The 19,136-nt window shown below is 72.0% G+C and carries 19 protein-coding genes; 17 read left to right on the top strand and 2 right to left on the bottom strand.

Annotated features, from left to right (window positions below; genetic code table 11):
* Positions 1–29 precede the first annotated feature (29 nt).
* The 10 genes from HW130_RS10005 to HW130_RS10050 all read left to right on the top strand — a co-directional run bounded on the left by HW130_RS10005 (position 30) and on the right by HW130_RS10050 (position 9,345).
* Positions 30–1,025 (top strand): sugar ABC transporter substrate-binding protein, encoded by a 996-nt coding sequence (locus HW130_RS10005; RefSeq protein ID WP_177149102.1) that lies wholly within the window; start codon positions 30–32, stop codon positions 1,023–1,025.
* 152 nt (positions 1,026–1,177) lie between these two features.
* A complete protein-coding gene (locus tag HW130_RS10010; RefSeq protein WP_177149103.1) occupies positions 1,178–2,194 on the top strand; it encodes a sugar ABC transporter substrate-binding protein in 1,017 nt (338 codons plus the stop codon).
* Entirely contained in the window at positions 2,191–3,255 is a 1,065-nt protein-coding gene (locus HW130_RS10015; protein WP_177149104.1) for an ABC transporter permease, read from the top strand. Before HW130_RS10010 ends, HW130_RS10015 begins: the two co-directional genes overlap by 4 nt.
* A complete protein-coding gene (locus HW130_RS10020) occupies positions 3,252–4,085 on the top strand; it encodes an ATP-binding cassette domain-containing protein (protein ID WP_177149105.1) in 834 nt (277 codons plus the stop codon). Before HW130_RS10015 ends, HW130_RS10020 begins: the two co-directional genes overlap by 4 nt.
* 106 nt (positions 4,086–4,191) lie before the next feature.
* Positions 4,192–5,358, top strand: coding sequence for an ROK family glucokinase (locus HW130_RS10025; RefSeq protein WP_177149106.1), 1,167 nt, complete (start codon positions 4,192–4,194; stop codon positions 5,356–5,358).
* Positions 5,355–5,924: a hypothetical protein gene (locus HW130_RS10030; protein ID WP_177149107.1), complete on the top strand. Its 570-nt coding sequence runs from the start codon at positions 5,355–5,357 to the stop codon at positions 5,922–5,924. Before HW130_RS10025 ends, HW130_RS10030 begins: the two co-directional genes overlap by 4 nt.
* Before the next feature lie 147 nt (positions 5,925–6,071).
* Positions 6,072–7,355: a 4-carboxymuconolactone decarboxylase gene (gene pcaC, locus HW130_RS10035; RefSeq protein WP_375256521.1), complete on the top strand. Its 1,284-nt coding sequence runs from the start codon at positions 6,072–6,074 to the stop codon at positions 7,353–7,355.
* Positions 7,356–7,368: 13 nt separating this feature from the next.
* Positions 7,369–8,001, top strand: coding sequence for an MBL fold metallo-hydrolase (locus tag HW130_RS10040; RefSeq protein ID WP_177149109.1), 633 nt, complete (start codon positions 7,369–7,371; stop codon positions 7,999–8,001).
* 53 nt (positions 8,002–8,054) lie between these two features.
* Positions 8,055–8,834, top strand: a complete 780-nt coding sequence (locus HW130_RS10045; protein ID WP_177149110.1) for an exodeoxyribonuclease III — start codon at positions 8,055–8,057, stop codon at positions 8,832–8,834.
* Between the two features lie 58 nt (positions 8,835–8,892).
* Positions 8,893–9,345, top strand: a complete 453-nt coding sequence (locus tag HW130_RS10050) for a DUF6278 family protein (RefSeq protein WP_177149111.1) — start codon at positions 8,893–8,895, stop codon at positions 9,343–9,345.
* Between the two features lie 648 nt (positions 9,346–9,993).
* Here the strand turns inward: HW130_RS10050 and HW130_RS10055 are convergent.
* Positions 9,994–10,737 carry a hypothetical protein gene (locus HW130_RS10055; protein WP_177149112.1) on the bottom strand — a complete coding sequence of 248 codons (744 nt, stop codon included), beginning with the start codon at positions 10,735–10,737 and terminating at the stop codon, positions 9,994–9,996.
* 106 nt (positions 10,738–10,843) lie between these two features.
* On the opposite strand from HW130_RS10055, the gene ggt reads away from it, so the two are divergent.
* Positions 10,844–12,658 (top strand): gamma-glutamyltransferase, encoded by a 1,815-nt coding sequence (gene ggt / locus HW130_RS10060; protein WP_177149113.1) that lies wholly within the window; start codon positions 10,844–10,846, stop codon positions 12,656–12,658.
* A 103-nt stretch (positions 12,659–12,761) separates the two neighbouring features.
* Positions 12,762–13,553: a glycoside hydrolase family 75 protein gene (locus HW130_RS10065; protein WP_177149114.1), complete on the top strand. Its 792-nt coding sequence runs from the start codon at positions 12,762–12,764 to the stop codon at positions 13,551–13,553.
* Here the strand turns inward: HW130_RS10065 and map are convergent.
* Positions 13,550–14,317 carry a type I methionyl aminopeptidase gene (map, locus tag HW130_RS10070; RefSeq protein ID WP_177149115.1) on the bottom strand — a complete coding sequence of 256 codons (768 nt, stop codon included), beginning with the start codon at positions 14,315–14,317 and terminating at the stop codon, positions 13,550–13,552. The two genes, HW130_RS10065 and map, sit on opposite strands and share 4 nt — an antisense overlap.
* A 64-nt stretch (positions 14,318–14,381) precedes the next feature.
* On the opposite strand from map, the gene HW130_RS10075 reads away from it, so the two are divergent.
* The 5 genes from HW130_RS10075 to HW130_RS10095 all read left to right on the top strand — a co-directional run bounded on the left by HW130_RS10075 (position 14,382) and on the right by HW130_RS10095 (position 19,119).
* The gene (locus HW130_RS10075) at positions 14,382–14,636 is read left to right on the top strand and encodes a helix-turn-helix domain-containing protein (RefSeq protein ID WP_177149116.1); all 255 of its coding nucleotides are present in this window, start codon (positions 14,382–14,384) and stop codon (positions 14,634–14,636) included.
* Positions 14,637–14,702: 66 nt separating this feature from the next.
* Positions 14,703–14,900 (top strand): winged helix-turn-helix transcriptional regulator, encoded by a 198-nt coding sequence (locus HW130_RS10080; protein ID WP_177149117.1) that lies wholly within the window; start codon positions 14,703–14,705, stop codon positions 14,898–14,900.
* Between the two features lie 107 nt (positions 14,901–15,007).
* On the top strand, positions 15,008–16,831 hold the full coding sequence (locus HW130_RS10085) for a hypothetical protein (RefSeq protein ID WP_177149118.1): 1,824 nt from the start codon (positions 15,008–15,010) through the stop codon (positions 16,829–16,831).
* Between the two features lie 168 nt (positions 16,832–16,999).
* Positions 17,000–17,842, top strand: a complete 843-nt coding sequence (locus HW130_RS10090; protein ID WP_177149119.1) for a nitrilase-related carbon-nitrogen hydrolase — start codon at positions 17,000–17,002, stop codon at positions 17,840–17,842.
* Positions 17,839–19,119, top strand: a complete 1,281-nt coding sequence (locus HW130_RS10095) for an aspartate aminotransferase family protein (protein WP_177149120.1) — start codon at positions 17,839–17,841, stop codon at positions 19,117–19,119. Before HW130_RS10090 ends, HW130_RS10095 begins: the two co-directional genes overlap by 4 nt.
* The last annotated feature ends 17 nt before the right edge of the window (positions 19,120–19,136 follow it).

Raw genomic sequence — 19,136 nt, forward strand, 5'->3', positions numbered from 1 at the left:
GGCGGCCGGGTAAGGAGGCGGACCCCACGATGCGCAGAACCCGCACGACAGCAGCTCTGCTCGCCGCGAGTGCCCTGGTCGTCGTCGCCGGATGCAGCAGTTCCGGCGGCAAGGAGGGCAACGGGAAGCCCTCGGCCGAGGGGGGCGGCGAGGCGGCGAAGACCCCCCGGATGAAGATCGCCATGGTGACCCACTCGGGTCAGGGCGACACCTTCTGGGACATCGTCCAGAGCGGCGCGAAGGTCGCGGCCCGCAAGGACAACGTCCAGTTCCTCTACGCGGCGAACCCGGAGGGCAAGGAGCAGGCGCAGCTGGTCCAGACGTACATCGACCAGAAGGTCGACGGCATCGTCGTCACCCTCGCCAAACCCGAGGCGATGAGCGACGTCGTCAGGAAGGCCGTCGCCGCCGGCATCCCCGTCGTCACCATCAATTCGGGCGCCGAGTTCTCCGAGGACCTCGGGACGATCGGCCACATCGGCCAGGACGAGTCGGTCGCGGGCGAGGCCGTCGGCGAGGAGCTCAACAAGCGCGGCAGGAAGAAGGCGCTCTGCGTCATCCACGAACAGGGCAACGTCTCGCTCGAGGCGCGCTGCGCCGGTGTGAAGAAGACCTTCGAGGGCACGGTCGAGAACCTCAACGTCGAGGGCACCAACATGCCCGCCACCACCTCCTCCATCGAGGCGAAACTGCAGAGCGCCGAGGACATCGACGCCGTCGTCACCCTCGGGGCGCCCTTCGCGGCCGCCTCGGTGAAGGCCAAGGACGGCGCCGGCTCCGACGCGGAGATCAACACCTTCGACCTCAACGCCGACGTGGTGAAGTCGCTCAAGGCCAAGGAGATCGCCTTCGCCGTCGACCAGCAGCCCTACCTCCAGGGGTACCTCGCCGTCGACGGACTGTGGCTCAACAAGGTCAACCGCAACGTCGTCGGCGGCGGCAAGCCCGTCCTGACCGGTCCCGCGCTCGTCACCGAGAAGGACGTCCCGGCGCTGGAGAAGCTCACCGCAGACGGCACCCGATGACGCGTCCGTGTTCCGCTCCGCCGACGGCCGCGGCGCACCCGATGCGGGTCCGCCGACCAGGCGTGACACATACTTGGGCGGCCGGGTCAGGTCGTTTCGGCCCCCGGCCGCACAGGGCAGCACAGCGAGTACGGCAAGAAGGGCACGGCGTCGTGGCACGGGCAAGGACAGGGGTACGCGCACTGGGCGCGGTGCTCGCAGCGGTACTCGGAGCGACCCTGGTCGGGTGCAGCAGCACCGGCGGCAAGCGCGCCGAGGACGCCCGCAAGGCCGCGCAGAACGCCCGCGGCAAGGCCGCGGTCACGACCCCGCGCTGGACCTTCGCCATGGTGACCCACTCGGGCGACGGCGACACGTTCTGGGACATCGTCCAGAACGGAGCCGAGGAAGCGGCCGCCAAGGACAACATCGACTTCCTCTACGCCCACAGCGACGAGGGCCAGCAGCAGGCGCAGCTCGTCGACTCGTACATCTCCAAGAAGGTCGACGCGCTGATCGTCACCCTCGCCAAGCCCGACGCCATGAAGGGGGCCGTCGCCAAGGCCCGCAAGGCCGGCATCCCCGTGATCACGGTGAACTCCGGATCCGAGCAGTCCAAGGCGTTCGGCGCCCTGACCCACATCGGCCAGGACGAGTCCGTCGCCGGCGAGGCCGTCGGCGAGGAACTCGACGTGCGCGGGAAGAAGAAGGCGCTGTGCGTCCTGCACGAGCAGGGCAACGTCGGTCACGAGCAGCGCTGCGCAGGGGCGGCGAAGACCTTCGGCGGCCGGATGCAGAACCTGTACGTCGACGGCACCAACATGCCCGACGTCCAGGCGTCCGTCGAGGCCAAGCTGCAGGCCGACCGGTCCATCGACGCGGTCGTCACCCTCGGCGCGCCGTTCGCCGACGCCGCGGTCCAGGCGAGGAAGAGCGCCGGGTCCGAGGCCGAGATCGACACCTTCGACCTCAACTCCAAGGTCGCGGCCGGCCTTGAGGACGGCAGCCTCGGCTTCGCGGTGGACCAGCAGCCCTACCTCCAGGGCTACGAGGCCGTCGACCTGCTGTGGCTGTACAAGTACAACGCCGACGTCCTCGGCGGCGGCCGGCCGGTGCTGACAGGACCGCAGATCATCACCCGGAAGGACGCCGCCGAGCTCGCGGAATACACGGATCGGGGGACCCGATGAGCGCGACCGCACCACCCGCCACACCCGGCAGGGCGCCGGAGGGAACCGACGAGCGGCTGCTGCGCACCTCCCCGCTGCGCAGGCTGATGGGCCGCCCGGAGCTGGGCTCGGTCGTCGGCGCGGTGGCCGTCTTCGTCTTCTTCTCCGTCTTCGCCGACTCCTTCCTGAAGGCGTCCAGCTTCTCCACCGTCCTGTACGCCGCGTCGACGCTCGGCATCATGGCCGTGCCGGTCGCGCTGCTGATGATCGGCGGCGAGTTCGACCTGTCGGCCGGCGTCCTGGTCACCACCTCGGCACTCGTCTCCTCGATGTTCAGCTACCAGATGACCGCCAACGTCTGGGTCGGCGTGGGCGTCTCCCTGCTGGTCACGCTCGCCGTCGGGGCCTTCAACGGCTTCATGCTGACCCGGACGAAACTGCCGAGCTTCATCATCACGCTCGGTACGTTCCTGATGCTCACCGGTCTCAACCTGGGCTTCACCAAGCTGATCAGCGGCACCGTCTCGACGAAGACGATCGGTGACATGGAGGGCTTCGACTCGGCCAGGAAGCTGTTCGCCTCCGAGCTCACCCTCGGCGACGTGACGCTCAAGGTCACCATCCTGTGGTGGTTCGCCTTGGTCGCCGTCGCCACCTGGATCCTGCTGCGCACCCGCTTCGGCAACTGGATCTTCGCGGTGGGCGGCGGCGCCGACGCGGCCCGCGCGGTCGGCGTCCCGGTCGACCGGACCAGGATCGGGCTCTACATGGGGGTCGCCTTCGCCGCCTGGGTCTCGGGCCAGCACCTGCTGTTCTCGTTCGACGTGGTGCAGTCCGGCGAAGGCGTGGGCAACGAGCTGACGTACATCATCGCGGCCGTCATCGGCGGCTGTCTGATCACCGGGGGCTACGGCTCGGCGGTCGGCTCCGCGGTCGGCGCGTTCATCTTCGGCATGACGAGCAAGGGCATCGTCTACGCCGAGTGGAACCCGGACTGGTTCAAGTTCTTCCTCGGAGCGATGCTCCTTCTCGCCACCCTGCTCAACGCATGGGTGCGCAAGCGTGCGGAGGCGACCTCATGAGCGCACTGGTGGAGCTCGACGGCATCAGCAAGTACTACGGCAACATCCGCGCCCTGGAAGGCGTCTCGCTCGAGGTCCACGCGGGGGAGATCACCTGCGTCCTCGGTGACAACGGCGCGGGCAAGTCCACCCTCATCAAGATCATCGCCGGGCTGCACCGGCACGACGCCGGCACCTTCTCGATCGAGGGCGGGACCACCACGCTGAACTCCCCGCGCGAGGCGCTGGACCGCGGTATCGCCACCGTCTACCAGGACCTGGCGGTCGTCCCGCTGATGCCGGTGTGGCGCAACTTCTTCCTCGGCTCCGAGCCGACGAAGGGCGCGGGCCTCTTCAAGCGCCTCGACGTGCGGACGATGCGCGAGACGACCCGGTCCGAGCTGCTGCGCATGGGCATCGACCTGCGGGACGTCGACCAGCCCATCGGCACGCTGTCCGGCGGCGAGCGCCAGTGCGTGGCGATCGCCCGCGCCGTCTACTTCGGCGCCAAGGTGCTGGTGCTGGACGAGCCGACCGCCGCGCTCGGTGTGAAGCAGTCGGGTGTGGTGCTCAAGTACGTGGCCGCGGCACGCGATGCGGGCCTCGGCGTGGTGCTGATCACCCACAACCCGCATCACGCCTATCTCGTCGGTGACCGTTTCGTTCTGCTCAAGCGCGGCGTCATGGCGGCGAGCCACAGCAAGGACTCGGTCACGCTCGACGAACTCACGCGCCAGATGGCCGGGGGCAGCGAGCTGGAGGACCTGCGCCACGAGCTGGAGCGCGCGCCCGCCCCGGCACACCTGGGCGGCCATGACGTCAAGGAGCCGCCCGCCGCCGACGGGCCGTGACCGGCAGACCCGCCGGGCAGGGCACTAGCATCGAGGGCGGCGGGCGCCGCCCGCCCCGGGGACCGGGCTCCGGGTCCGGACCGCCACGACGAACCGCAGGGACGACTTGAGCACGTACCGCGACTTCACGCACCGAGGCGCCGCACGCGGCACCGTCCTCAAGACCGTCGGGCCGCGCGAGCGGCGCTCCCACCTCAGCGCGCCCCGGGTGCCCACCGTCGGCATCGACATCGGCGGCACCAAGGTGATGGCGGGGGTCGTCGACGCCGACGGCGTCATCCTGGAGAAGATCCGCACCGAGACCCCGGACAAGTCCAAGAGCCCCAAGGTGGTCGAGGACACGATCTGCGAGCTGGTCCTCGACCTCTCCGACCGCCACGACGTCCACGCGGTCGGCATCGGCGCCGCCGGCTGGGTCGACGCCGACCGCTCCAAGGTCCTGTTCGCGCCCCACCTGGCCTGGCGCAACGAGCCCCTGCGCGACGCGCTCTCCGCCCGCCTCGCCGTCCCCGTCCTCGTCGACAACGACGCCAACACGGCCGCCTGGGCCGAGTGGCGCTTCGGCGCCGGCCGCGGCGAGGACCACCTCGTCATGATCACCCTCGGCACCGGCATCGGCGGCGCCATCCTGGAGGACGGTCAGGTCAAGCGCGGCAAGTACGGGGTCGCCGGTGAGTTCGGCCACATGCAGGTCGTGCCCGGCGGCCACCGCTGCCCGTGCGGCAACCGCGGCTGCTGGGAGCAGTACAGCTCCGGGAACGCGCTGGTGCGCGAGGCCAGGGAACTCGCCGCGGCCGACTCCCCGGTGGCCTACAACATCATCGACCGGGTCGGCGGCAACGTCCGGGACATCACGGGGCCGCTGATCACCGAACTGGCCCGCGAGGGCGACGCCATGTGCGTCGAACTCTTCCAGGACATCGGCCAGTGGCTCGGTATCGGCATCGCCAACCTCGCCGCCGCCCTCGACCCCTCCTGCTTCGTGATCGGCGGCGGTGTCAGCGCCGCCGACGACCTGCTCATCGGCCCCGCGCGGGACGCCTTCCGCCGCCACCTCACGGGCCGCGGCTACCGGCCGGAGGCGCGCATCGTCAAGGCCCAGCTCGGACCCGAGGCGGGTATGGTCGGTGCGGCCGACCTGGCTCGCCTGGTCGCGCGCCGCTTCCGCCGGGCGAACCGACGCCGGTTGGAGCGGCACGAACGATACGAGCGCTACGCGCAGGCCCTGCGCAGTCCGAGCTCCGTCCGTCCCACCCAGGAACCGCCGTCATGACCTCCACGCTGACCCGACAGTCCATCCCGCCGGCCCCCGAGGGCAGGCGGCACATGCTGGTGCGCCGCTGGCTGACGGCGATCACCATCGTGCTGCTCGTCGGCATCCCGGCCGGCTACCTCGTGATCTCCGCCGAGCAGAGCCGCGCCAGCGGCCGGGACAAGGAGGCCGAGTCCTCGGCCACCGGCCTGCGCGACAAGTGGCCCTCGCTGATGAAGCGCCGCATCTTCGAGGTGCCGATCCCGGAGCGCTCCTGGCGCGTCGGCTACTACGAGACCAGCAACTGGAAGACCAGCCGGCTGTACGTGCAGTTCCGCACGACCCCCGGCGGGCTGGACACGTTCCTGAAGGGCGTCGGCACCAGCCGGGACGCCCTCAGGGACGGCAAGGTGACCATCAGCGACCGCGACAGCGCGGTCGCCGGCTGGAACTTCCGCCTGAAGGGCCGCGCCTGGGCGGGCACCACGCACCCCAACAAGGACCCGCGCCCCACCCAGGACATCACCGTCGACCTCACGGAACCGGCCAAGCCCTGGGTGTACGTCGTGTCCACCGCGACTCCGTAGGGGATCCACCGGCGCCCGCCCGGCGGGCGCCGATCCCCACCGGGATTCCACACGGTGTTCACATCACGGGCCCGCGATGGCCGTAAGTGGCCGTTCAGTACGACCCCCTGACCGGATCGGGTCGTTCCACTCATTACCGTGGGGCGCGTGAGTGAGACGCAGACGCCCCCGAAGACCCTGCAGTACCGGATCGACGGTCCCGACGACGCCCCCGTGCTCATCCTCGGCCCCTCGCTGGGCACCACCTGGCACATGTGGGACCGCCAGATCGGTGAGCTGTCCGCGCGGTGGCGGGTGATCCGGTTCGACCTGCCCGGGCACGGCGGCGCTCCCGCGCACCCCGCCGACTCCGTCGGCGAGCTCGCCGAGCGGCTGCTGGCCACCCTCGACCTGCTCGGCGTGCAACGCTTCGGCTACGCCGGCTGCTCCATCGGCGGCGCGGTCGGCATCGAACTCGCCCTGCGCCACCCGCACCGACTGGCGTCCCTGGCGCTGGTCGCCGCCTCGCCCCGGTTCGGCACCGCCGACGAGTTCCGCCAGCGCGGTGTGGTCGTGCGCACCAACGGTCTCGACCCGATGGCCCGCAGCGCACCCGAGCGCTGGTTCACCGGCGGATTCGCCGCCGCCCAGCCCGCCATCGTCGAGTGGGCGGTCCAGATGGTCCGCACCACCGACCCCGGCTGCTACATCGCCGCCTGCGAGGCCCTGGCCGCCTTCGACGTGCGCTCCGAACTGTCCCGGGTCGGTGTGCCCACCCTCGTCCTGGTCGGCTCCGAGGACCAGGTCACCGGCCCCGCCGAGGCCCGCACCCTGGTCGCCGGCATACCGGATGCCCGGCTCGCCCTGGTGCCCGGCGCCTCCCACCTGGCGCCCGTCGAGCAGCCCGCCGCCGTGACCGACCTGCTGGCCCACCACTTCGACACCGCCTGGAACGACACCCTGGCGTCGATCCCGGTCCCGCAGGCGCCCGCCACCTCGGCGCCCGTCTCGCCCGTCGCCGAGATCGCGCCGGCCGCGCCCGAGCAGCCCGCGGCGGTGCATTACGGCAGGCCCGACCCGTACGACGCGGGGATGAAGATCCGCCGGGAGGTGCTCGGCGATGCGCACGTGGACCGGGCGACGGCCGCCGCCGACGACTTCACCGGAGACTTCCAGGAGCTGATCACCCGCTACGCCTGGGGCGAGGTGTGGTCCCGTGAGGGCCTCGACCGACGCACCCGCAGCTGCGTCACGCTCACCGCCCTGGTCGCCGGGGGCCACCTCGACGAGCTCGCCTTCCACACGCGCGCGGCGCTGCGCAACGGGCTGACACCCGCGGAGATCAGGGAGGTCCTCATCCACGCCGCGGTCTACTGCGGCGTGCCGGCGGCCAATTCGGCGTTCAAGGTCGCCCAGGCGGTGATCCAGGAGGAGACGAAGCCCCGCGCATAGCAGGATGTGGCGCATGAGGATCGTCAAGAAGACTCATTCCTGCGTCCGGCTGGAGAAGGACGGGCGCACGCTCGTCATCGACCCCGGCGGCTTCAGCGAACAGGACGCGGCGGTGGGCGCCGACGCCGTCCTGGTCACGCACGAGCACCCCGACCACTTCGACGAGGGACGGCTGCGGGCCGCACTGGAGGCGAACCCGGCCGCCGGGATCTGGACCCTGCGCAGCGTCGCGGAGCAGATCTCGGCGGCGTTCCCCGGCCGGGTCCACACCGTCGGCCACGGCGACACCTTCACCGCCGCCGGATTCGACGTCGAGGTCCACGGCGAACTGCACGCCGTCATCCACCCGGACATCCCGCGGATCACGAACGTCGGCTACCTCGTGGACGGTTCGCTCTTCCACCCCGGTGACGCGCTGACCGTCCCGGACCGGCCGGTCGACACCCTGATGCTGCCGGTGCACGCGCCGTGGAACAAGATCTCCGAGGTCATCGACTACGTGCGCGAGGTGCGGCCCCGGCGGGCCATCGACGTCCACGACGCGTATCTCGCCGACATCGCCCGGCCGATCTACGACCGGCAGATCGCCGGACTCGGCGGCGCCGAGCACGGGCGTATGGTGCCGGGGGAGTCCCGGGACGTCTGACGGCGTGCCCTGGGCGGTCTGTGCCTGTCACACCCCGCCGTTAGGCTTGCCGCATGCGTATCGCCACGTGGAACGTCAACTCGATCACCGCCCGGCTGCCGCGGCTGCTGGCCTGGCTGGAGAGCAGCGGCACCGACGTGCTGTGCGTCCAGGAGACCAAGTGCACCGAGGAGCAGTTCCCCGCCGAGGCCCTGCGCGAGCTCGGCTACGAGTCCGCGGTGAATGCCACGGGCCGGTGGAACGGCGTGGCGGTGGTCTCGCGGGTCGGCCTCGACGACGTGGTCAGGGGCCTGCCCGGCGCCCCCGACTACGAGGGCGTGCAGGAGCCCCGGGCGATCTCGGCGACCTGCGGCCCGGTCCGCGTCTGGTCGGTCTACGTGCCGAACGGCCGCGAGGTCGCCCACGACCACTACGGCTACAAGCTGCGCTGGCTGGAGGCGCTGTCGGTGGCGGTGACGGAGGACGGGGCGGGTGAGCGCCCGTTCGCGGTCCTCGGCGACTTCAACATCGCCCCCACCGACGACGACGTGTGGGACGTGGCCGCGTTCGAGGGCCTGACCCATGTGACCGCTCCCGAGCGCGACGCGCTGGAGGCGCTGCGCAAGCGAGGCCTCTCGGACGTCGTTCCCCGCCCCCTGAAGTACGAGCACCCCTTCACGTACTGGGACTACCGCCAGCTGTGCTTCCCCAAGAACCGCGGCATGCGCATCGATCTCGTCTACGGGAACGGGCCGTTCGGCAAGGCGGTCAAGGACAGTTACGTCGACCGTGAGGAGCGCAAGGGCAAGGGTGCGTCGGACCACGCACCGGTTGTTGTCGATCTCGACATCTAGCGTTTGCCGACGCGCGCCCTGTGGTGCGTCCGGCCGGGGGGATGCGAGGCTGAGCGGTATGAACATCCCTTTCTTGGACAACTGGCTCAGGCGCCATGACGACGATCGGGAGCACGGGGGAGGGGCCGCCGCGAAGGAGGCCGACCCCGAGCGCGCGGCGGCGATCACCGAGCTGCTGTCCGAGTGTGAGCTGCTGCGCGTCCGAGCGGGGCAGGCCGGGCTGGAACTGGACGATTCTCCAGCCTCGTTGACGGCGCTCGACCAGCTGCCCCCGCGCTGGCGGGACGACCCGGAGGAGCTGCCCTGGCTGGGGAACGACGCGGGCCTGTACCTGGGCACCGTCATCGTGCGGACGGTCCCCGGCGCCTCCTGGCACGTCTGGCCGGGCGGGCACCCCGTGGTGCGGCTGGCATCGGGCCGCGAGGTGAGCGTCGTGGAGGCGGGTCTCGAGTGGGCGGTCAACGGAGCGCCCGAGCTCTCCCAGGTCTACGCGGAGGCCGCCGAGGCCTGACCGGGCGCGGAGGCCGACGCGTCGGACCCCAGGGGCCTCTCATGCGCTTCCCGCGCGCTGGCGGCTGCCCCGGAGTGCTCCCCCTGCCCGGAGGAATTCTCGATTTATACGGCTTATGTCGTGTTTATGCGTGTCGGGTGTGAAGGGCCTCACCGGGCTGGATAGTTTGCGCTGACCGCGACACGGCGAAAAGGGGCAGGGCAGCGTATGGCCGTCGATCCGTTGATCGAGCTGACGTCAACACCTACTTCTCATTGCGCTCGAGGCGGCGCCCGCCGCCGTAGTTCGTCCCCGTAGACGAGGGTGACACAGGCCGCGCCAGCAGCGCCGGCCGAACCACGAACGCTGTTGTCCGGGGTCCTTCGCGCACGCCGGTGCGGGGGTGAGAGGGCAGCAGCTCTTGGGGCACCACCCCGCCCTGCCGTGCGCAGGGCCCGGCGGCAGCCGGTGATCACTCCCTCGCAGCCGGACCGACGGGCAGGACGGGTCGGTGGGCGAACAGGAGAAGGTCAGCTGCGCGCCGGTCGGGTTGTGCCACCAGCTTGCCGAGGCCGAGCGGGTCCCACGTCGTCACCGGTACACGACGAGGGCGCCGCTCGCCTCCGACCCCGACGTACCCCCGGCCCCCCGGACTGCTCTGACCTCCGGTCAGCTCACCGCGCCGTCCGAGGTACTCGGCGCGGGGAGGGCGCTGAGGGCGGCCCTCGTCACGTCGGCGACGACCTCGACCACATCCGGCCCGTACGCCTGCGAGTTGACCACCTTCAGCAGCAGGCAGAAGGAGTTCCGGCCGTGCTTGCGGTAGAGCTTCCCGTGGTGGCGGGCCAGGTAGCGGGTGGCGGCCTGGTTGGTGATGGCGCGCTGACCGCAGAACAGGAACACCGGGCGGCTTGCCTCACCGGCCGTCAGGCGGGCGAGGAGCACGTACTCGCACGTGCCCGGGTCCACGCGGTAGCGCTCGGAGCCGAGCACGAACAAGCCCCGGTCCTCGACGGGCTCCGCGTCCGTGTTGACGGACAGCCCCGGCAGCAGGGTCCGCAGATGCGCCTCCATGCGCCGATTCGAGCCCGGACCCCCAACGCAGAATTCCGTACGCTCGCCGAAGCCCTGCTGCGTCGCGTCGTGCTGGACGATGCGCGCGTTTGCGCCGCAGTCCTTGATGAGCGCGGACAGTTCGAGAAGCGCGAAGACGTCGAAGCGGTGGACGGCACCGTCGCCGCCGGCCTCGCGGTTGACGACGAGCAGGCACTCCGAGTTGCCCGGCAGCCCGAAGAACGCCTGCTTGCGCCGGAGCCTGCGGCGCCAGAGGTAGGTGCGGGCTATCCAGCCGATCGAGGCGCTGATCCCGGCGGCCACCACACCGAGCACGATGTTGCGTACGTCGTCCGTCATGGGCGCGCATGCTAGCGGTGTCAGCCGAACGGCGTACCGGGCGGTCCTGACGGGGCGGCCGCGACAGGGTTAGGCTGCGCGGACTTTGGCCCTCGGGGAGGTACGCATGCGTCGTTCCGCCGTACGGAATGTGTCGGTACTGGCCGTTGCCGCGGCCGTCGCCTCGATCGGCGCGGCGGCTCCACCGACCTCCTCCCCGCCGGACGCGGCACCTGCCAAGACCCCGCTCGCCGTGGGATACGGCGGCGCCGTCGCCAGCGTCGACGCCGACGCGTCGGCCGCCGGCATCGAGGTCCTGCGCAAGGGCGGCAACGCGGTGGACGCGGCGGTGGCCACCGCCGCCGCGCTCGGCGTCACCGAGCCGTACTCCGCCGGTGTCGGCGGCGGTGGCTTCTTCGTCCATTACGACGCCAAGTCCCGTACGGTCCACACCGTCGACGGACGCGAGACCGCGCCGCTCTCCGCCGACGCGTCCCTGTTCCTGGAGAACGGCAAGCCCATCCCGTTCGCCGAGGGCATGACGTCGGGCCTCGGGGTCGGTACGCCCGGCACCCCCGCGACCTGGCGGAGCGCACTGGACGCCTGGGGCAGCAAACCGCTGAAGGAGCTGCTGCGTCCGGCCGAGCGGCTGGCCGAGGACGGATTCACCGTCGACGCCACGTTCCGTTCCCAGACGCAGGCCAACCAGGACCGCTTCGCCGACTTCCCGGCCAGCGCCGAACTCTTCCTGCCCGGCGGCGGACTCCCCGTCGTGGGCTCGGTGTTCAAGAACCCGGACCTGGCACGCACCTACAAGGAGCTCGGCCGCAAGGGCGTCGGCGCACTCTACCGGGGGCCCATCGCCGACGACATCGTCCGCACCGTGCAGGAGCCCCCCGTCGCCGAGGGCGCGGACCGCGTCGTGCGCCCCGGCGACCTGACCCGTCGCGACCTGCGGGCCTACGAGACGATCCGCCGCGCCCCCACGAAGGTCTCCTACCGGGGGCTCGACGTGTACGGCATGGCGCCGTCCTCCTCCGGCGGCACCAGCGTCGGGGAGGCGCTCAACATCCTGGAGCGCACCGACCTGTCCGAGGACGAGGCCACCCGGGCGGAGTACCTGCACCGCTTCATCGAGGCGAGCCGGATCGCGTTCGCGGACCGGGGGCACTGGGTCGGCGACCCGGCCTTCGAGGACGTGCCCGTGAAGGGGCTGCTGTCGCAGCGGTTCGCCGACTCGCGCGAGTGCCTGATCAAGGACGACGCGGTCCTGAAGAGCCCGCTCGCACCGGGCGACCCGCGCCGGCCGGCCGCCTGCGGCTCGACCGGTGAAGCCGCGCCGACCACGTACGAGGGCGAGAACACCACGCATCTGACGACGGCCGACAAGTGGGGCAACGTCGTCGCCTACACGCTGACGATCGAGTCGACGGGCGGCAGTGGCATCACCGTGCCCGGACGCGGTTTCCTGCTCAACAACGAGCTGACCGACTTCTCCTTCGCCCCGGCCGATCCCGCGGTCCACGATCCGAACCTGCCCGGCCCCGGGAAGCGGCCGCGTTCGTCCATGTCGCCGACCATCGTGCTCGACCACCACGACCGGCCCCTGCTGGCACTCGGCTCACCGGGAGGCGCGACCATCATCACCACCGTCCTGCAGACACTGACGGGGCATCTGGACCGGGGGCTGCCGCTCGTCGACGCGATCGCCGCGCCGCGCGCCAGCCAGCGCAACCAGGTGACGACGGAGCTGGAACCGGACCTGTGGAACGACCAGGGGCTGCGCGCCGAGCTCGAGCGCATCGGCCACGCCTTCCGGCTGAACCCGGAGATCGGCGCGGCGACCGGCGTACAGCGGCTGCCCGACGGCCGGTGGCTGGCCGCTGCGGAGAAGGTACGGCGGGGCGGCGGCTCGGCCATGGTGGTCCACCCGGTGCCGTGACGCGCGAGGGCGGCCGGGGCACGGAGACGTAACCCGTCCGGCGGACAAACGGAGCCGGTTCGCGTGCCCGCGGGTAGGGAGCCTTTCGACAGAAAGGACCATTGTGTACATATCACGCACCGCTCTCACGGCCGCCGCCGGTTCCGTCCTTCTCGCGGCGGCGGCCCTGCCCGCCGCCGCCGCGACCGCCCCGGCTTCGCCGCCACGGGCCCTCGACGCCCACCGGGCAGCCCTGCCGGCCGAGGGCACCGTCCCCGCCGATGACCTGCTGGACGCCCTCGGCACCTGCCGGCAGATATCGAAGGGCAAGTACCGCACGGACAACGGCGCACCCGCCGACGTCCCCGTCTGCGAACGGGACGGGGTCGTGCACTGGACCGCCGACCTCGACATCGACTGCGACGGGGTGCGCACGCGGAAGTGCAACAGCACCACCGACCGCTGGTTCCAGCCGCACACCTCTTTCCAGCAGTCCAACGGAAGGCACCTCAACGCCGCGAAGCTGCCGTTCGTCGTCGTGCCGGGTCCGAGCGGCATCTGGGACTACCGGGACTCCGGTATCCACGGCGGAACCGTGGCCGCGCTGGTGTACCGGGACCGCGTCGTGTACGCCGTCGTCGGTGACACCGGCCCGACCGGGATCATCGGCGAGGCGTCGTACGCCGCCGCCGATGCGCTCGGCATCGACCCGCATCCGACATACGGCGGCGCTTCCTCGGGCGTCACCTACATCCTGTTCAAGAACGTGCGCGCGGCCCCGATCGAGAGCCACGAGGCGGCCGTCGCGATCGGCGACAGGCTGGCCCGTCGGTACGTCCGCGGGGCGAAGGCCGCACTCGGCGACGAGATGGCCCGCCGGCTGGTCGACGACGCCCTGAGGCGGCCGTCCCCCTAGAGCGCCGTGAGGATGCGCGGCCCGTCGTCGGTGACAGCGATCGTGTGCTCGACGTGTGCGGCACGGCTGCCGTCCGCCGTGCGCACGGTCCAGCCGTCGCGCGCCGTGTAATGGTCGTCGCGGCCGCCCGCGACGACCATCGGCTCGATGGCGAGCACCATGCCGTGTCGCAGGCGCATGCCCCGGCCGGGGCGTCCCTCGTTGGGCACGCCCGGGTCCTCGTGCATGCGCCGGCCCACTCCGTGCCCTCCGAGGCCGTCCGGGATGCCGTACCCGGCGGAACGGCACACTGTGCCGACGGCGTGGGCGATGTCCCCGATGCGGTTGCCGACGACGGCCGCCTTGATGCCCGCGGCGAGCGCGTCCTCGGCCGTCCGGATCAGGCGTGTGTCCGCCGGCCGTGCGCGACCGACCGTGAAGCTCACGGCCGCGTCGCCGGCCCAGCCCGCGCGTACGGCTCCGCAGTCGAGACCGACCAGGTCGCCGTCGCGGAGCCGGTAGGCGCCCGGGACGCCGTGCACGATCGCGTCGTTGACCGATACGCAGACGACGGCCGGGAAGGGGGTCGGCGCCCAGTCGGGGTGATACCCGAGGAACGGGGAACCGGCTCCCGCCTCGTCCAGGACCGCGCGGGCCGCCTTGTCCAGCTCACTGAGCGCGACGCCCACGAAGGCCGCCTCCCGTGCGGCCGTGAGCGCCTGGGCCACGATGCGGCCGGCCTCGCGCATCGCTTCGATCGACGCGTCTGTCTTGATCTCCACCATGCCAATTACTATACCGGTCTCGCCGTTATTCTTATACCGGCGCGGCCGGGATTAGAATAACGGCATGGTGCGCACCCCCCTCACCCCCGAAGAGCGCGAACGCGGCGAGAGGCTCGGCCGGCTGCTCAGGCAGGCGCGCGGCGGCCGCAGCATGGTGGAGGTCGCCGCGGCGGCCGGACTGTCCGCCGAGACCCTGCGCAAGATCGAGACGGGCCGCGCGCCCACCCCGGCGTTCTTCACCGTCGCAGCCCTCGCCGCGACGCTCGGCCTGTCCATGGACGAACTGGTCGTGCGCTGCGCCCTCGTGCCCGCCGCCTGACCGCCCTGACGGGCGCCCCTGTTCGCGACCGCCCCGGGCGCGGTGACGGCGCGGGTTGTCACGCCGATGGCGCTCACGAAACGGTGCGCCATGGAGCACGGCGGCTTCGTGAGCCGTACCGAGTACGACGAGAACCCGCCGCGGATCGCGTACGAGCTCACCGGGTCCGGGCGGTCGGTGTTCTGCCCATGGACGCGGCGTGCGACCGGGCGCGGGCGCGTGCTCGCACTGCTAGCGGCCCGGAAAGCTCACGGGAGCGGCTGACGGACTCGGGGCATCGCGGTTTCCCGCCGAAAACGGCGTGTAGCAACGGCGTAACACGCCTGCGGTCGAATGCCTGCGGTTCTACCTCCGAGTGGTCAGGGGCAGCGATGGCGGTGCATCAACTCCCGGCGGAGGTCGGGACGTTCGCGCGGTACCTCGAAGAGCTGACCGGGCGGCTCGACCCCGCGGGCGGGTGGTGCGCGATCTTCTGGCAGCGTGATCCCGACGGAATGCGGGCCTGCCTGGAGGGGATCGAGATCCCTCCGTGGGACGTGGTCGAGTCCCTGCTCCACGACCTGGCGACGCCGACGGGCCCGGAGCACGCCGAGCGGGAGTGGGGCCGGGCCCGTGCGCTCCACGCGGCGGCAGCGGCGGCACACGACCGACTGCCGGGCGGACGCGAGGCGCTGGAGGAGCGGCGGGAGCTGATGCGCGACGAGCAGGCGTACGCGGCGGCCCGCGCAGAGGAGCTGCTGCGGTCGTTGGCCGGAGAGCCGGAGGGCACGGCGGAGGCGGAGCGCCTGACGCACGAACTGTCCTGGACGCGTGACGACCACACCCGCGCGACGTCGCGCGTCAGGGAACTGACGTCCCGCCTCGAATCGCTGCCCCACCCCGCGTCCTGGTTCACCCCGGCCGGACCCGACGCCACGGGCCCGGCCGCGCTGCCCGGCCCGGCCGGCCCCGGGGAGCAGGGACCCGACGGGCCCTGGCCGACCGGCATGCCCGGCGCCGCGGGGGCGTACGCGATGGAGACGGCCGGCTCGGGGCAGCCCGTCATGGGCGGATCACCCGACAGGCAGTGGGCCGCGGGCCCGGCCGGGCCGACGAGGGCCGGCACTGCGGGCATGGCTGCGGCTCCCGGCCGGGCCGGCGCGACGGGCACGGCGGAGACCGGCGCCGACGGCGCGGCCGCGCCCGGTGCTCCTCGCGGGCACTGCGAGCCTGGCAGGGCAGGGCCCCGCTCCGCACCGGCCGGGGCCGACCACGGCGCACCGGGCGCCGACGCCGGCCCCTACGGGACGGGCAGGCACGGGGCACCCGTGGGAACCGGCGCGTCCAAAGATGCCGCGCCGGTTGCGCTGCCCGGCTACGCCGCAGGCGGCACGGCCCCGCACGGGGCGGGCCCCGGCGCACCGAACGCCGACACGGCTCCGTACGGGGTCCCCGGGCCCGGCAGGGTCGCCGCCGGCGAACCCGCCGAGCGCGGCGCTTCCTCCCGGGGGAAGCGGAAGGCCCGGCGAGGGGCTCGGTTCGCGGGGGTGGAGGACGACGACGGCGGCGCGGTCGCCGTGCCCGTGTTGCCCGTCGCCGGTGACGTGCCCCGGGGCGCGCGGTACGGCGGCGCTGCGGCAGCCCCCGCGCCGGCCCCGCCCCCCGAGCCCGCGCACGAGAGTGCCGGCGCCGAACGGGCCGCGCGCGAGACCGTCGCCGCTCTCGGGCGGCTCCGGGCCGAGGGCCGCGGCGGCGAGGCGCACGTCGTGCTGTGCGAGGCCGCCGCCCGGCCGCCGGGCTGGCTGCCCGCGCTCGCCGCCGAGCTCCACCGCGGCGGACTGGACGCGGACTGGAGCACTCTCCTGTGGGAGGTGGCGTCCCAGCCCGCCGCGCACCTCGCCGCGGCCGCCGACGCGCTCGCCGCGGCGGGACGCCCCGACGACGGGCGCCAGTTGCTGCGCCAGGGGGTCTCGCGGCCGGCCGAGGAGATCGCCGAGACCGCGATCGCGCTGGCGGACGAGGGCCTCGGCGCCCGCGCCCGTGCGCTGCTCGCCGCCTACGCGCAGGTGCGCCCCGCCGAGGACGCAGCCAGGGTCGCCGGCCGTGACCCGGCCCGGCTCGTCCCCGCCCTGCTCGACGCCGCCCGCGACGTCTCGCCGGACCGCGAGCGCGATCTCGTCCACGCGCTGCGCGTGGCCGGTTACCTCGGCGCCTGACCGAGACGAAACCGTTCCGAAATCGACCGCTCGGGTGTGAAACATGATCGACTTCGCGGGTTGACGACGATGGTCTTGCCCCGCTGTGTGACGTGGCTTACGTTCTCCATCTGCGTATTGCGTCTACGTGCGTAGAGGCTCTCTGGCGTCCCGTCGAAGGAGCAGCTCATGGCCCATGTCGTACGCGCCGCCCTCGTCCAGGCCACCTGGACCGGCGACACCGAATCGATGATCGCCAAGCACGAGGAACACGCCCGCGAGGCCGCCGGGCAGGGCGCCAAGGTCATCGGATTCCAAGAGGTCTTCAACGCCCCGTACTTCTGCCAGGTGCAGGAGCCCGAGCACTACCGCTGGGCCGAGCCCGTCCCGGACGGCCCCACCGTCCGCAGGATGCAGGACCTCGCCCGCGAGACCGGCATGGTGATCGTCGTCCCGGTCTTCGAGAGCGAGGGCGCGGGCTTCTACTACAACACCGCCGCGGTCATCGACGCCGACGGCAGCTACCTCGGCAAATACCGCAAGCACCACATTCCCCAGGTCAAGGGCTTCTGGGAGAAGTACTACTTCCGGCCGGGCAACGCGGGCTGGCCGGTGTTCGACACCGCTGTCGGCAAGGTCGGCGTCTACATCTGCTACGACCGCCACTTCCCGGAGGGCTGGCGCCAACTCGGCCTCGCGGGAGCCCAGTTGGTCTACAACCCGTCCGCCACCCACCGTGGTCTGTCCTCCCACCTCTGGCAGCTGGAGCAGCCGGCCGCCGCCGTCGCCAACGAGTACTTCGTCGCCGCCATCAACCGCGTCGGCATCGAGGAGTACGGCGACAACGACTTCTACGGCACCAGCTACTTCGTCGACCCGCGCGGCCAGTTCGTCGGCGACCTCGCCAGCGACAAGGAGGAGGAACTGGTCGTACGCGACCTCGACTTCGACCTGATCGAGGCCGTACGGCAGCAGTGGGCGTTCTACCGGGACCGCCGCCCCGACGCGTACGAAGGGCTTGTGCAGCCGTGACCGACCTGTACGGGCGCCACAAGGCCGTCCTCCCGGACTGGCTCGCCCTCTACTACGACCGCCCCATCGAGATCACCCATGGCGAGGGACGCCACGTCTGGGACGCGGACGGAAACCGCTACCTGGACTTCTTCGGCGGCATCCTCACCACCATGACCGCGCACGCCCTGCCCGAGGTCACCAAGGCGGTGAGCGAGCAGGCCGCGCGGATGATCCACTCCTCCACCCTCTACCTCAACCGCCCCATGGTGGAGCTCGCCGAGCGCATCGCCGCCCTCTCCGGCATCCCCGACGCGCGCGTCTTCTTCACCACCTCCGGTACGGAGGCCAACGACACCGCCCTGCTGCTCGCCACCGCGTACCGCCGTTCCAACCAGATCCTGGCGATGCGCAACAGCTACCACGGCCGGTCCTTCTCCGCGGTCTCCGTCACCGGCAACCACGCCTGGTCCCCGACCAGCCTCTCCCCGCTCCAGACGCTGTACGTCCACGGCGGCGTCCGCACCCGGGGCCCCTACGCCGGGCTGTCCGACGCGCAGTTCATCCAGGCCTGCGTCGCCGACCTTCAGGACCTGCTCGGCCACACCCGCGACGTCGCCGCGCTGATCGCCGAACCGGTGCAGGGCGTCGGCGGGTTCACCTCCCCGCCCGACGGGCTGTACGCCGCCTTCCGCGAGGTGCTCGACCGGCACGGCATCCTGTGGATCTCCGACGAGGTGCAGACCGGCTGGGGCCGCACCGGTGAGCACTTCTGGGGCTGGCAGGCGCACGCCCAGAACGGCCCGCCGGACATCCTCACCTTCGCCAAGGGCATCGGCAACGGCATGTCGATCGGCGGTGTCGTCGCCCGCGCCGAGGTCATGAACTGCCTGGACGCCAACTCCATCTCCACCTTCGGGGGTTCGCCCGTGACCATGGCGGCCGGCGTCGCCAACCTCGCCTATCTGCTGGAGCACGACCTCCAGGGCAACGCCCGGCGCGTCGGCGGGCTGCTCGTCGAGCGGCTGCGCGCGATCGGCGCGGGGGTCCCCGCCGTACGGGAGGTGCGCGGACGCGGCCTGATGATCGGCATCGAGCTGGTGAGGCCGGGCACGGACGAGGCGGACCCCAAGGCCGCCGGCAAGGTCCTGGAGGCCGCGCGCGAGAGCGGCCTGCTGATCGGCAAGGGCGGCGGCCACAACACCAGCGTCCTGCGCATCGCCCCGCCGCTCTCGCTCACCGTCGCCGAGGCCGAGGAGGGCGCGTCCCTCCTCGAACACGCCCTGCGCGCCGTCTAGGCCTCCGGCCGACCGAG

Source organism: Streptomyces sp. PKU-EA00015, assembly GCF_013387495.1.
Classification (GTDB): Bacteria; Actinomycetota; Actinomycetes; order Streptomycetales; family Streptomycetaceae; genus Streptomyces.